Origin of the sequence: Christensenella tenuis, from assembly GCF_014287795.1 — a bacterium.
GTDB lineage: Bacteria > Bacillota > Clostridia > Christensenellales > Christensenellaceae > Christensenella > Christensenella tenuis.
The window spans coordinates 329,240-344,068 of sequence record NZ_JACOON010000001.1 but is presented as its reverse complement, the minus strand read 5'-3'; the positions used below and the strand labels follow the sequence as shown (position 1 = coordinate 344,068).

Annotated in this window: 12 protein-coding genes and 1 other RNA gene; all 13 read right to left on the bottom strand. The window is 46.4% G+C overall.

The genetic code is table 11. The features are described from left to right. Positions 1 to 16 precede the first annotated feature (16 nt). Complete coding sequence (gene clpP / locus H8S18_RS01675) at positions 17 to 598, bottom strand: ATP-dependent Clp endopeptidase proteolytic subunit ClpP (RefSeq protein ID WP_186856572.1); 582 nt, start codon at positions 596 to 598, stop codon at positions 17 to 19. Between the two features lie 54 nt (positions 599 to 652). Further along, positions 653 to 2,083, bottom strand: coding sequence for a trigger factor (tig, locus tag H8S18_RS01670; RefSeq protein WP_186856571.1), 1,431 nt, complete (start codon positions 2,081 to 2,083; stop codon positions 653 to 655). A gap of 124 nt (positions 2,084 to 2,207) precedes the next feature. Continuing rightward, the gene (locus tag H8S18_RS01665) at positions 2,208 to 3,971 is read right to left on the bottom strand and encodes a YgiQ family radical SAM protein (protein ID WP_186856570.1); all 1,764 of its coding nucleotides are present in this window, start codon (positions 3,969 to 3,971) and stop codon (positions 2,208 to 2,210) included. A gap of 96 nt (positions 3,972 to 4,067) precedes the next feature. Further along, on the bottom strand, positions 4,068 to 4,418 hold the full coding sequence (locus H8S18_RS01660; RefSeq protein ID WP_186856569.1) for a DUF134 domain-containing protein: 351 nt from the start codon (positions 4,416 to 4,418) through the stop codon (positions 4,068 to 4,070). 441 nt (positions 4,419 to 4,859) lie between these two features. Beyond that, on the bottom strand, positions 4,860 to 5,024 hold the full coding sequence (locus H8S18_RS01655) for a cob(I)yrinic acid a,c-diamide adenosyltransferase (protein ID WP_186856568.1): 165 nt from the start codon (positions 5,022 to 5,024) through the stop codon (positions 4,860 to 4,862). A gap of 279 nt (positions 5,025 to 5,303) precedes the next feature. After that, an RNA gene (rnpB, locus tag H8S18_RS01650) (RNase P RNA component class A) lies at positions 5,304 to 5,638 on the bottom strand. Positions 5,639 to 5,644: 6 nt separating this feature from the next. Beyond that, positions 5,645 to 6,376, bottom strand: coding sequence for a zinc ribbon domain-containing protein (locus H8S18_RS01645; protein WP_186856567.1), 732 nt, complete (start codon positions 6,374 to 6,376; stop codon positions 5,645 to 5,647). Between the two features lie 11 nt (positions 6,377 to 6,387). After that, positions 6,388 to 7,500 carry a Nif3-like dinuclear metal center hexameric protein gene (locus H8S18_RS01640; RefSeq protein ID WP_186856566.1) on the bottom strand — a complete coding sequence of 371 codons (1,113 nt, stop codon included), beginning with the start codon at positions 7,498 to 7,500 and terminating at the stop codon, positions 6,388 to 6,390. Beyond that, positions 7,491 to 8,171, bottom strand: a complete 681-nt coding sequence (locus H8S18_RS01635) for a tRNA (adenine(22)-N(1))-methyltransferase (RefSeq protein WP_186856565.1) — start codon at positions 8,169 to 8,171, stop codon at positions 7,491 to 7,493. The genes H8S18_RS01640 and H8S18_RS01635 overlap by 10 nt, the downstream gene beginning before the upstream one ends. A 42-nt stretch (positions 8,172 to 8,213) precedes the next feature. Next, positions 8,214 to 9,296, bottom strand: a complete 1,083-nt coding sequence (rpoD, locus tag H8S18_RS01630; protein ID WP_186856937.1) for an RNA polymerase sigma factor RpoD — start codon at positions 9,294 to 9,296, stop codon at positions 8,214 to 8,216. 60 nt (positions 9,297 to 9,356) lie between these two features. After that, positions 9,357 to 11,114, bottom strand: a complete 1,758-nt coding sequence (dnaG, locus tag H8S18_RS01625; RefSeq protein ID WP_186856564.1) for a DNA primase — start codon at positions 11,112 to 11,114, stop codon at positions 9,357 to 9,359. A 152-nt stretch (positions 11,115 to 11,266) separates the two neighbouring features. Then, a complete protein-coding gene (locus H8S18_RS01620; RefSeq protein WP_186856563.1) occupies positions 11,267 to 13,006 on the bottom strand; it encodes an NADH-dependent [FeFe] hydrogenase, group A6 in 1,740 nt (579 codons plus the stop codon). A gap of 17 nt (positions 13,007 to 13,023) precedes the next feature. Continuing rightward, the gene (gene nuoF / locus H8S18_RS01615; RefSeq protein ID WP_186856562.1) at positions 13,024 to 14,814 is read right to left on the bottom strand and encodes an NADH-quinone oxidoreductase subunit NuoF; all 1,791 of its coding nucleotides are present in this window, start codon (positions 14,812 to 14,814) and stop codon (positions 13,024 to 13,026) included. Between the last annotated feature and the right edge of the window lie 15 nt (positions 14,815 to 14,829).

Here is a 14,829-nt window from a genome sequence, read left to right as displayed (position 1 = left end):
CTATTTACCTCTGACGCTATTTGGCGGGAATAATTTCGTCGATAATCCCATATTCAAGGGCTTCTTCCGAAGTCATGAAATAGTCTCGCTCGACGTCTTTCTGCACCTTTTTCAGCGTCTGTCCTGTCCGCTCGCTCAAAATCTTGTTCATCTTATCCTTGATTGCGATAATCCGTTGTGCATGGATTGCAATATCCGTTGCCTGCCCCTGCGTGCCGCCGAGCGGCTGATGAATCATGATCTCGCTGTTTGGCAGCGCTTTGCGTTTTCCTTTCTGGCCTGCCGCCATCAAAAACGCACCCATAGAGGCCGCCATACCAATGCAGATTGTGCTTACATCGCACTTAATATACTGCATCGTATCATAAATCGCCATCCCGGCCGTTATAGAGCCGCCGGGACTGTTAATGTACAAATGGATATCTTTATCAGGATCTTCCGCTTCCAAGAAAATGAGCTGCGCCACGACAAGATTGGCGACAGTATCATCAATTTCACCGGATAGAAAAATAATCCTGTCTCTTAATAAACGGGAAAAAATATCATACGACCGTTCTCCCCGGTTTGTCTGTTCTACCACAATTGGTACCAAGCTCATAAAATAACCTCCTTGCTGCACATAGCCTGAGTTTGCCCTGTGCATAGAAAATTGTTATTCCTTGGCAGCTTTCGGTTTTCCAGCGCTTTCCGCTGTCTTCTTAGCTGCTTTTTTCGTGGAATCTTTGGCAGGTTCTTTTTTTGCGCTTTCTTTGGAAGCCGCCTTCTTTTCCGCTGGCTTTTCTGCTTCTTTCTTGGGATCAAACTCTTCAATTTCCGCCTTGGAAACGAGGTAGTCGAACAACTGCTCCATTGCGACGCGTTCCTTGAAATAATCAATTTCCTGCGCGCTCATAGTATCCTTGAATTCCTGCACAGTTTTGTTCGCTTCTTTCGCAAGCTGTTCGTATTTCTTCTCAATATCCTCTTCCGTCGGATCGATCTCCAGTTTCTTCAACAGCGCTTCCACGGCAAGACGCATGCGCACCTGCTCTTGTGCACTTTCCTTGTAATCATTCCGCAAATCCTGCAGGGTTTTACCCATATAGTTCAGATAATCGTCCAGCTTCATTCCCTGGTACATTAACTGATAGGACATTTGCTGGATCTGATAATCAATCTGGTCGTCAACCATTACATCTGGAATATCTACTTTGATTCCCTTAGCAACGGTTTCGAGCAACTGATTCTCCATTTCCGCTTTTGCGCGCAGATCCGCGCGTTCCTGCAGCTTTTTCTTTACATCTTTTTTATAGTCTGCAAGCGTATCAAATTCTGATACATCCTGTGCAAAATCATCATCCAGTTCAGGCAGCTCCTTCTCTTTCACTGCCTTCATCGTGATCGCAAATACCGCATCCTTACCTGCAAATTCGGGCGTATAATCTTCAGGGAATTTCACATCAATATCTTTTTCATCCCCTGCTTTCATGCCGATAATCTGTTCCTCGAATCCGGGGATAAAGCGCCCCTCGCCTAAGACGAGCGTCTGGTCTTCCGCAGCGCCGCCTTCAAATTTTACTCCGTCAATACTGCCGACGAAATCGATTAAAACAGTATCGCCATTCTTGGATGCACGTTCTACTTCCACCCATCTTGCATTCTGCTCACGCGTTTTCCCGATCTCCGCATCCACTTCTTTTGCCGTGATTTTTTCCACCGGTTTTCTTACTTTAATTCCTTCATATTTTCCAAGCTTTACAACCGGCTTCAGAACCACCGTTGCCGTCACGACGACACCTTCCTTCTGGTCGATGCTTAAAACGTCGTAATCCGGTCTTGAAACCACATCCAGTTCATGCTCCTTGACTGCGTCGAGATATGCCTGCGGAATAATCTCATCCAGCGCATCTTCATAAAACACCTGAGGGCCGTAAAAGTTTTCGACCATCTTTCTTGGCGCCTTCCCCTTGCGGAATCCGGGAATATTGAATTTTCCCTTCAACTTCTGATACGCCTTCGCAATTCCTTCCTCAAATTTATCAGCGGGAACCAGTAGTTCCAGTTTCGCTTTGTTTCCTTCCAGCTTCTCTAATTTAGCAGCCATTTTCATCCTCCTAGATTGTTTCAAAAACTATAAAATTGCAGAACAATACAGAGAATAGTATACTATATTTATAACCCGCACGCAATACGAATTAACAGATATATTTCTCTCCGAATGCTCCGTTTCATCCCCTTATCAGCTTCTTTTTTCCCTGACCGATCAAGTCGTCGCGCTCCGCCTTCAAAAGCGCTTTTTTAACAATCCCGCGGTTTTTCGGATTCTTATATTGAATCAGAGCACGCTGCATTGCCTTCTCCTCTGCCGACCTTGGTATGTATACCTTCCGGCCCGTTTCCGGATCAAGGCCGGTATAATACATACAAGTTGCAAGCGTGCCCGGCGTAGGATAAAAGTCCTGTGCCTGCTCGGGCATAAAACCTGTATCACGGATAAATTCCGCAAGACGGACCGCATCCGTCAACGTACATCCTGGATGGGAAGACATAAAATACGGCAGGACATATTGTTTCTTTTTAACTCGCTGGGATGCTGCATTGAACTTTTGGCAAAACCTCTGGTACTTTTCAATTCCCGGCTTGCCCATCAGCTTAAGGACATCCGCGCTGACATGTTCGGGAGCAAGTTTAAGCTGTCCGCTGACATGATGCGCGGCCAGTTCCCTGATAAAATCCCCACTTTGATTGAGCAGTGCATAATCATAGCGGATTCCCGAACGAATGAATACCTTTTTTACCCCATTTACCGTCCGTACCTTACGCAAGAGCCTGATATATTCCGCATGGTTTTCTTTTAAAAACCTGCACTTTTCAGGTGTCAGGCAGCGCCGCTTTGTGCACCGCCCCTTAGGATTCGTGCATTTTACCCCATAAAAATTAGCGGTAGGACCTCCAACATCATGGATATATCCCTTAAATTCCGCATCTTTTGTCATTTCTTCTGCCTCGCCGACAATGCTTCCTATGCTCCGCCACGCAACATCTTTTCCTTGATGATAATACAAAGCGCAAAAAGCGCATGCACCGATACAACCGCGCGTTGCCGTAATACTGAATTTCACTTCCTCAAGGGCAGGGATAGGTTTCTCATACATCGGATGCGCCGTACGCATAAAAGGCATCGCATAAACGAAATCAAGCTCCTTTTGGCTCAGCGCCCTGGCTGGTATATTTTGAACGACAAAACCGTCCTTATGCTCCTGAACAAGAGCCTGCCCGCGTTCATGCATCTCCGTCATAAATGCTTTGGCATAGGTCTTTTTATCTGCCCTTACTTCCCGAAATGCAGGAAGTTTCTTATATTCATATACCCGCTCAAGGGTTGGCGTAAAATAAACGGTTCCTTCTATATAAGTAATATCACGCACCGCAAGGCCGCCATCCAGTGCCTCAGCAATCTCAATAATAGGGCGCTCCCCCATGCCATAAACCAAAAGATCCGCGCCGCTTTCCGCAAGAATAGAAGGTTTTACTACATCATCCCAATAATCATAGTGGGCGAATCTGCGCAAACTCGCTTCAATTCCGCCGATAATCACCGGCACATCGCCATATGCTTCGCGTATTTTTTTCGTATAAATAATTGTGGATCGCGCCGGACGTTTTCCGGTTTTTCCTCCCGGTGAATATAGGTCTTTTGCGCGGCGATGTTTTGTCACGGAGTAAAGATTTACCATGCTGTCCATGTTTCCGGCACTAATCAGAAAGCCGAGCCTTGGCCTGCCCAGTCTTTTGAAATCATCTGCTGTTTTCCATGACGGCTGGGCAATAATACCAACAGAATACCCATGCGCTACAAGATAGCGGGAAATGATTGCATGCGCAAAAGACGGATGATCTACATATGCATCCCCTGTGATCAAAACAAAATCAAGTTGCGCGATCCCACGTTCCGCCATATCTGCTTTCGATATAGGTAAAAAGCCATTCATTTTTTATTCTATCACCATAGGCAAATCTGTCGGCCAAACAATACTTTTCTTGCCGCAACAAAAGATCATCCGCTAAATACCGTACCTTCCTAATGCCTATTCCTCATTTTGATTTCTGCGGCAGCAATGCTTTTCATGGGCGCACTCCGGTTTCAGAGCATTACACACGATCACATCTCCGCCATTGATACGGATCTTTTTTCCATTGACCAGTGCATCCGCCATTTTTTTCCGGGCGCTATCGTACATACGCGCTACCGTTGATCGGGATACGTTCATTTTATCCGCACATTGCTCCTGCGTAAGCGCCGCATAATCGAGCAGGCGTATGACTTCATATTCATCATATCCTAATATTACCGCTCCACTTCCAACGCCATTTTGCGGAACAAAGCAGGTTGTCTTTGGTTTGGAACAAATGCATCTGCATTTAAACGGCCGTGCCATTTTGAATACCTCACATTATTTTAGCTCATTATATGCAAAATTATGAGCATATGTCAATATATCCGATAAACAAATCGTAAACTTTGCTATCGTTCAGCGCCGCCATACGCTTTGATCCCTTCGCCGAACGGATATGTTTTAATTCTTGATAGATGCATAAACAACATAATCCGTATATTTTGAAAAGCGCCAGTCTTGGAATGCACTCTGCTAAAACCAGTTCCAGTTCTTTCGGCTTGTGATTCAAAAACTATAAAAAATATTTGTCTAAAAACAGCTTCACATGTGCCCGCCCTCTCATCTAAAATCAAAAAATCACAATCTCCTGCCACATTTCCGTTACATCTTCCAGTCTTTTATTCTGAAGTGTGCATGCGGCTTCCTTTTCTTGTTCACTCATGCCCCACACAAATTCAACGCCTTTTTTCCCGGAAATCACCGTTATGCCCGGTTATCAATCAATACTTGCATTTCCCCGAGGCCCCGTTTCATAAATGGCAGGAAAGCACGGTATCCCGCATGCCTGGCGGCACATACATCAATTCCAACGGCAGTTGTCGTCTTCTCCTTTCCATCTCCACAGTAAATATGTATCAGTCCTTTCATTGCAGCAGCACCTTTTCACTACATTGCATTGAATCCATAATACTCTCTTTCTTTTTATAATACCACTTTTTTATTGCGGATACCAAAAACGGCGGCGATGCCTTACGCATTTCCGCCATTTTCCTTATTTCCATTCTTTACTTTTCGCAGGCACGCCTATTATTCCGTACTGCAATAACAACTCCAGCCGCGACCGCCGCACCGGCGATCACTAGCGGCAGGATGTACGGCGACAATAAAAACAGCTCGTTTCCGAGCTGTCACACATGCTTTATAAATAATTTGAGCAGACCTATAAGCCGGGTTCTGTTTTGATGGCCATCTATCTAGGCCGTCTGTTACCATACGGCTCATGCGATTACAAGGGACATGACGGGCCGTCATTAAATGTCCCCATACCAATCTTGCACCAAGCGGGGTTTACATGGACGCGTTAAGTTGCCATAACGCCGGTAAGCTCTTACCTCACCTTTCCACCCTTACACCTATAAAAGATGCGGTTTATTTCTGTTGCACTTTCCTTGGAGTCGCCTCCACCGGGTGTTACCCGGCGCCCTGCCCTGTGGAGCCCGGACTTTCCTCACGCCGAAACGCGCAGCCATCCAGTCTGCTCAAAATATTCAATCTTCCACTACATAAAGGATCCTGCCGCAGTTTTCACATTCGACAATATTTCCCTCCACCTTCAGGCTCTGCAGAACTCCCGAGGGAAGCTGCATCTTACAGCCTTCACAGCGGTCTCCTACCAACTTCGCCATCGGATTAGGCCGATGCTGTTTGATTGACTTATACCGCTCCATTAATTCCGGATCGATCCCCTTTGCTGCCCTGGTAACATTTGCACGCAGTTTATCAAGATCATCTTTCCCGGCGGCAACTTCCTTTGCATGTTGTTCTTTTAAAACATCGAACTGCTTTTTTGCGTTGCTCATCTTAACGAGCGTTTCCTTGATTTCTGTTTCCGATTTTTCAAGGCGATGCATAATATCAACAATTTTACGTTTATTTACTTCGACAGATGCCTTAATGCTCTCGCATTCTTTAATCATTTCACGCACATCATCCAAAAACATATCTTCCAGATCATAGCCTGAAACTTCAGAAATTTCGTCCTTTTTTTCACTCATCTGCTTTTGCAGGATTTCAATCTGGGAAGCTATTTCACTCATTTTATTCTGAAGCAGCACAGACTCCTGTTCAAGTTGCTTCAGCTTTTGCTGGTTGTTTTTATAAACCTGCTGCTGATGTACCAGCCTCTTCCTCGTTTCTGTATTCACGAGCGTACGCTCATAGGATTCCAGTGCATTTTCTGCCGCCTGATATTCCCATAATACTTTCAAATTATTACTCAACATAGACCTCCTCAATAATTTACGTATGGTCTGCGTAAATTTGTTACATAAATCGCTATGTTATAGTTTACATCATGGAAACATTTTTGTAAACCTTGCGCATATAGCTGGCAGAAGCATTTCTCCGTATCGAAATGTCCCGCTTCCACTAGAATAATATCCGTATGCGCCACATAGTCGTTGTGCTTTATTTCCCCTGTAATAAAAAGTTCCGCGCCTTTGTTCCGCGCCGCGCCGGCAAAATCACCCGCTGCGCCGCCGCATACACCAACCCGGGAAATTTTTCCGTTCATTTCTCCGGCAACACGTATACTGTCTGTCTGCAGTATTTCTTTCAGCCTGTCCAAAATATCCGTTGTGCGGGATGGCTCCGGTAAATCTCCCACAACACCAAGCCCCGAGCTGACACACTGGGGTTCATCTGTCCTAAGCGCGCTGATTGCCGGCATCTCGTAAGGGTGTACATTCCGGATTGCGCAAAGAACCTTTTGCAGGTCATTCTCACTGCATATGGATGAAATTCGTATTTCGTCCACAGTCTCAAGCTTCCCGCCCTGCCCGATATACGGGCTGGCGTCGAGTCCTGGCCGAAAGGTCCCTTTCCCGTCGATGCGGAAGGTACACTCCGTATATTCTCCAAGCGTTCCGGCTCCGGCCAAGGCCATCGCCCGGCTCACTGCCTCCGCATGGTCCCGTGGCGTATGAACCGCAACTTCATAAAAGTGCTCCGTCGTCCCATTTTGGACATAACACCTATTTGTAAGCGCAAACTGGTCCGCCAGCCATGTATTGATTCCGCCGGGAGCGCTATCCATACTTGTATGAGCGCAGTAAAGCGAAATTCCACGTTCTATAAGCATCCGGACACACTGTCCTTCATAGGATTCAGAATCTATTTTTTTTGTTGCGTGGAATAAAAGCGGATGATGGGAAATAATAAGATTGCATCCTTTTTCTGCCGCTTCTTCAATAATCTCAGGCAGGACATCCAGGCAGACCATAACGCCTGAAACGTCTGTATTATGCAAATTGACATTGAAGCCGCTGTTGTCCCAATCTTCCGCAAAGCTTACCGGTGCAATATTTTCTAATACAATTCCTATTTGTTCAAGAGTTACAGGCATTGCATAACCTCCATAATCTGACTTCGCATTTTTCTTTTTTCCGCAAGGTATTCCTGCGTGTTCCTCCCCTTTTTCGCTTCGTTAATAATCGTTTCCAGTTCCTGCAGCCTGCTTTGTAAAAATTCCTTCTGCAAGGGATCTTTCCGCATAACCGGATAATATCCGAAATACAAGTAGATTTCCTTTGGCAACGGCTGCTCGCCGCGTTTGGCGACAATCACTTGGTAATAGTGCCGATCATCCCGAACGATTGTTTCATCCTGTATAAAAAAACCGTTCTCATACAGAAACGTGCGTAACTCGCACTCATTTCCTTGTGGACCAAGGACGAGCTTCTGCGCTGTGCGGGCGGCTCCGAGGCTGCCGGCAAGAATGTCGCGTATCAGCAGTCCACCCATACCTGTGATTACAATACAATCTACCTTTTTATTCTCCAATGCCGAAAGTCCATTTGAAACAAGCGGAGTTATTCCGGTGATTTGCTGTTCCAAAATCAACTTCTTCGTTTTTTGCAACGACTGCTCGCTGATATCGCAGGCAAATACATGTTTCGCACGCTTTTCATCAATTAAGGCTGCAGATATCCGGCCGTGGTCGCACCCAATATCAGCTGCAATATCCATTCCATTCACGCAATCGAGAATTGCCCGCATTCTTGCTGTTATTTCCATAAGATATGAAAGGCGGCTGTTCGCCGCCTTAACACTCCTTTTCTATTCCAAAAAATCCCGCAGCTTCTTCGACCGGGATGGATGCCGCAGCTTACGCAGCGCTTTTGCCTCGATCTGCCGGATTCTTTCGCGTGTTACCTGGAATTCCTTGCCCACTTCTTCCAGTGTACGCGCCCGGCCGTCTTCAAGGCCAAAGCGCAACTTAAGAACCTTCTCTTCACGTGGCGTCAAAGTATCGAGAACATCCATCAGCTGTTCCTTTAAGAGCGTAAATGCAGCCGCTTCTGCCGGAGCCGGGGCATCATCATCCGGAATAAAGTCCCCCAAATGACTGTCTTCTTCCTCGCCAATCGGTGTTTCTAAGGAAACCGGTTCCTGCGCAATCTTCAGGATTTCGCGGACTTTTTCTTCCGGAATATCCATTTCCTTCGCCAGTTCTTCCGGGAGTGGATCACGCCCATATTGCTGGAGCAACTGGCGCGATACACGAATCAACTTATTGATCGTTTCCACCATATGCACGGGAATACGAATCGTCCGGGCCTGGTCTGCAATTGCACGCGTAATTGCCTGGCGAATCCACCATGTTGCATAAGTGCTGAACTTGTAGCCTTTCTGATAATCAAACTTTTCAACCGCCTTGATCAAGCCAAGGTTTCCTTCCTGAATCAAATCCAGAAACAGCATGCCACGACCAACATAGCGCTTTGCAATGCTCACCACAAGGCGCAGATTCGCTTCGGCCAGTTTGCGTTTCGCTTCCTGATCTCCTTCCCCCATGCGCTTTGCAAGTTCCACTTCTTCCGACGCTGAAAGCAGCGGCACCTTTCCAATTTCTTTAAGATACATCCTTACCGGATCGTCAATATTGATATTTTCCGGCATGGAAATCTCGAAATCTACTATCTCTGCCTCTTCCTCGGCTTTCGGTACTTCCTTTTCGATTTCATCATCCAGAACGTCAATATTCTGTTCCTCAAGAGCCTCATATAGCTTATCAATCTGTTCGGGAACCGCGTGTGCATCGTCAATATATTCGGCAATCTCTGCATATTTTAAAACGCCTTTTGTTTTTCCGATTTCGACAATTTTAGCAATCCGTTCATCAGACAATTTTGACTGTATCTTTTTCTCTACCGCTTTCACTTTTTTCTCTGCCAATAAAATTCACCTACTATTAAAATTTTAAAAACTCGTCTTAAGTTTATGAATCTTTTTCCCTAACTCATCTATTTTCTGCAACAAAATTCGTTTTTCTTCCGCATCCTGCTTGGTTGCGCATAAAGCGAGAACATCCCTTCGCTGCCGTTCCAGTCTTCCCATTCTCATTTGCTTAACACAGTCCTTCAGGAAATCATCCGCATTCTCCCGCTCATCCTCCTCACTCAATACTTTTCTGATATGAGCGCTTTCCTCTTCATTGAGCACGGATAATAATTCGCTGTTTGCAGTGAAAATCCCTTTTTTTGCTTTCTTCATTATATGAGAAAATATTTTTTTATTCGCCGTATTCTGAAAATCCGCCTCCTCAAGCCTACCCTCCAGTTTCAAAATAATCTGCGGATCCGAATAGATTCTTCGAACCAGGCAGTTCTCTGCTTTTCCCTCTAAGGTAACTTCTTTAATCTCTACCTTTGGCGGGACCCATTCCACTCCTTTCTGCAATCCACCGGCATCCTGCAAGATTGATTCCGGTGAATAACCGGTCATCCCGGACAATTTCCTCGCATACTTCTCCTTCGTGACCGCACTTTCTACTTGTTTTAACATTTTTGCACATTCCTGTGCAAATTTTTCCTTTTGGTGGCTGTCGTTAAGATCATATTTTGCCGCTGCCGTTTGGAACCGGTAATCCATTTCCGGTAAAGATTCCTTCATAAGCTCTATATACCCGGCCTTACCATGTTCTTTCAGATATTCGTCAGGATCCTGCCCGCCCGGAATAACAACTACGCGCGTTTCAATCCCTTCCTGCGCCAGAATGCCAAGCGCACGCAGCGTCGCCTTCTGCCCTGCCGCGTCCCCATCGTAGGAGATATATATATGATTCGTATAGCGCTTAATCAACCGTGCCTGGTCCTGCGTAAGCGCTGTTCCCAGAGTGGCAACACATTCCGGAATTCCGTAGGAAAAAAGCGCAATTACATCCATATATCCTTCGACCAGAATCAGATGGGAAAGATTTTTCTGTTTTCGTATCAAGTTCAGGTTATAAAGATTCCTGCTTTTATTAAAAGCTGCCGTTTCCGGTGAATTCAGGTATTTTGGCATTCCATCGTCCATCACGCGTCCGCCAAAACCAATAATATCGCCAAACGCATTGATAATCGGTATCATAGCACGATTGCGGAACATATCATAACTTTTTCCATCCGACATCTTAATCAATCCAGCCGCCTGCATGTCCTGCTTTGTATACCCTTTATCGGCAAGCAATTTCATCAGGTAATCCCATCCATCCCTGGCAAAGCCCATGCCGAAAGTTTTAAGCACCCGGTCCCCAAGTCCTCTCCCCCGAAGGTATTCAAGCGCTTCTTTTCCGTCCGGTGCATAAAGCGCTTCATGGAAATACCGCGCTGCAATCCTGTTCATTTCGAAAATCTTTTTCCGTTGCTGCTTGCGCTTTTCATAGCCTGCATTATCCGTGTTTTCAGGAACCGGTAATTTTACCTTCTCTGCAAGATACTGACAAGCCTCCGGGAAGGTCATTTTCTCCTGTTCCATTACAAACTGGATCGCATTTCCGCCTTTTCCACATCCAAAACAATGATAAAATCCTTTTTCCGGATTAACAGAAAAACTGGGTGTCTTCTCGTTGTGAAACGGGCAGCACGCCCACCAGCGTCCACCTTTATTCTGCAATGTTACATATTCGCCAATCAGATCTACAAGATTCACTTTCGAAAGCAAATCCTGGATCCATTCTTCCGGGAAAAACGGCATTTATTTCTCCTTGTTCTGAAACCTCTCCATATATTTTATACTAATATATTATACGCCTTAAACGTTAAATCCTTCAAATTCACGTTAAAATATCGTTTCACAAAACAAACGCCCGGCTCAAAACCGGGCGTTTGCAGCAGGATTGTTCCTTGTTATTCCTTATATTTGGGTTTTGCTTCATAGAACGTATGCAGCAACTCATGTGCCTTATGACTGTTCGGCTCCCCAAGAAAATCATTATAAAGCTTCTGGATATCAGGATTTTCATGAGATTTACGCAAAGGCTTATCGCAGTCTTCATCATAAAGCCCTTGTGCGCGGACGACACGCGGATCGAGCACATTTTTAATACGGGCCGATACAATCGGCTGTCCACCGCCGTTCACACAACCGCCCGGGCATGCCATAATTTCAATAAAATGATACTCCTTTTCACCGGAACGTACCGCTTCAAGCAGCTTCCGTGCATTTCCCGTTCCGCTGGCTACAGCAACCTTGACAGGCATATCTCCAACCATAATTTCCGCTTCCTTGATTCCGGCAATTCCGCGCACGTCACAGAAATCAATACTCTTAAGTTCCTCTCCTGTCAAAACTTCCGCAACCGTACGGAGCGCCGCTTCCATAACCCCGCCCGTTGCGCCGAAGATAACACCCGCTCCAGTAGACGTACCGAGTACAGGGTCAAAATCTTCATCCGGCAGATTCACAAAATCAATACCGGCTTCTTTAATCATTTGTGCCATTTCACGCGTCGTGAGCACCGCATCTACATCCGGATACCCCGTAGCATCCTCGCCTGCGCGGTCTTTCTCGTATTTCTTTGCGGTACACGGCATAACGGATACGGTGAAAATCTTTGCTGGATCAATTCCGTTTTCCTGCGCATAGTAAGATTTTATAATCGCACCCAGCATCTGATGGGGAGATTTGCAGCTTGAAAGATTATCCAGCATATCCGGGAAGAAATATTCAGCGAATTTAATCCATCCCGGCGAGCAGGAGGTAATCATCGGCAGTGTTCCGCCATTTTTAACCCGGTTAATAAATTCATAGCCCTCTTCCATGATTGTAAGATCGGCGCCGAAGTCCGTATCAAATACCTTGTCAAAACCCATTCTGCGAAGCGCAGCAGCGAGCTTTCCGGTAACGCGGGTTCCCATGGGCATTCCAAATTCTTCTCCGATCGCTACGCGGACAGCCGGAGCCGGCTGGACAACAACGTGCATATTCGGATTGTGCAGGGCGGCCCATACGTTATCGATCTCGCTTTTCTCGGAGAGTGCACCGACCGGGCAGGATACAATACACTGACCGCAATTGATGCATGGAACATCCACAAGGGATTTGCCCCATACGGGTTCAACCGTCGTTTTGAATCCGCGGTTTGTCGAACCGATGACGCCTACTGTCTGGATTTTTTCGCAGGCAGCAATGCAGCGTTTGCAAAGCACGCACTTATTTGGATTACGTACAACGGAAACCGACTGATCGTCAATATCCTTGTAAATTTTTTCACCTTCATACTGGATCGAGCGAATATTGAACTCATCTGCCAGCGTTTGCAGTTCACAATTCTTGTTGCGAACACAAGTCAGGCATTCCCTGTCATGATTGGAAAGCAGAAGGTCAAGGCTTACCTTTCTTGCCTTCAAAACTTTTTCAGATTTCGTAAAAACTTCCATTCCTTCCGACACCGGAAGGACACACGCCGCCTGAAGCGCAGGGTTGTTTTTCACTTCAACCAAGCAAATCCGGCATGCGCCGATTGCATTGACCCCTTTCAGAAAGCAAAGTGTGGGAATGTCAATATTTGCTTTTCTCGCAGCGTCGAGCACTGTGGAATTATCTGGCGCTTCAATCTTTACGCCGTCTATTGTCAATGATACCATATCACTTAATCCTCCTTTTATCTCTTGATTGCATCAAATTTACATTTCTCGATGCAAGCGCCGCACTTGATGCATTTATCCGGATCAATGTGATGCGGTTGTTTCTTTTCTCCGGTAATTGCGTCGGCCGGGCATACGCGTGCGCACATTCCGCATCCAATACACTTGGAAGGAATGATCTCATATACCAAAAGCTGCTGGCAATGTCCTGCCGGGCAACGTTTGTCGTAAATATGCGCTTCATATTCATCTCTGAAGTATTTGATCGTGGACAACACTGGATTTGGCGCTGTTTTTCCAAGACCGCACAGCGCTCCGGCTTTGATACTCTCGCCAAGTTCAATCAGCTTCTCAATATCGCCGGGTTTCCCCTTGCCATCTGTAATGCGCTGCAGTATTTCAAGCATACGCTTCGTACCAATCCGGCAAGGCGGACATTTTCCGCAGGACTCATCTACTGTGAAATCCAGGAAGAATTTTGCGACGTCCACCATACAGTTGTCTTCGTCCATAACAATCAAACCGCCCGAGCCCATCATCGAGCCAATGGAGGTAAGCGTATCATAGTCAATTTTCAGGTCAAGATGCTCCGCAGGGATACATCCGCCGGAAGGGCCGCCCGTCTGGGCCGCCTTGAATTTCTTGCCGTCCGGGATACCGCCGCCGATGTCATAAATAACTTCGCGAAGCGTCGTTCCCATAGGAATTTCCACAAGTCCTGTGTTGTTAATCTTGCCGCCAAGAGCGAAAACCTTTGTTCCTTTGGATTTTTCTGTTCCCATGGAGCCGAACCAATCGGCGCCTTTGAGAATGATCTGTGGAATATTCGCCAAAGTTTCCACATTATTGATTATCGTAGGTTTGCCGAACAAACCTTTGTTCGCCGGGAACGGGGGTTTCGGCCTCGGTTCGCCGCGCCGTCCTTCGATAGATTCCATCAAGGCTGTTTCTTCACCGCACACAAATGCGCCCGCGCCCAGACGGATTTCAATATCAAACCCAAAACCGGTTCCAAAAATGTCTTCGCCAAGCAGGCCATATTCACGCGCCTGATCAATCGCGATCTGGAGTCTCTTGACCGCAATCGGATATTCCGCGCGTACATATACATAACCCATGTTCGCGCCAATCGCATAACCTGCGATTGCCATTGCCTCGATAACGCTGTGTGGGTCGCCTTCAAGAACGGAACGGTCCATAAATGCGCCTGGATCGCCTTCATCGGCATTACAAATCACATATTTCTGGTCGCCTTTTGCATCATGGCCAAACTGCCATTTAAGGCCTGTCGGAAATCCACCGCCCCCGCGGCCGCGCAGTCCCGATGCTTTGATTATGTCGATTACTTCCTGCGGTGTTTTTTCCGTCAGGCAGGTTCCAAGCGCTTTATACCCATCAAAAGCAATATATTCGTCAATCACTTCCGGATCGATTACGCCGCAGTTTCTAAGCGCAACACGATTTTGTTTTTTATAGAACTCAATATCGTCGAGAGTCGTCGCAACATCCTGTTCTTCTTCATCCTTATGCAGCAGGCGTTCCACAATACGTCCCTTAAGAAGATGTTCTTCAACAATTTCGTCAACATCTTCAAGTTTTACCCGGCTGTAAAAGGCACCTTCCGGGTAAACAATTACGATTGGCCCTGCTTCGCACAAGCCAAAGCATCCGGTCCGCACTACTTTTACTTCCTTATCCAGCCCTTTTTCCGCGAGATCTTTCCCGAAACGTTCGATTAATTCCCCGGAACCGGAGGACGTACAACCTGTACCTCCGCATACCAACACATGCGCACGATAAAAATCCATTTATCCTAAACCTCC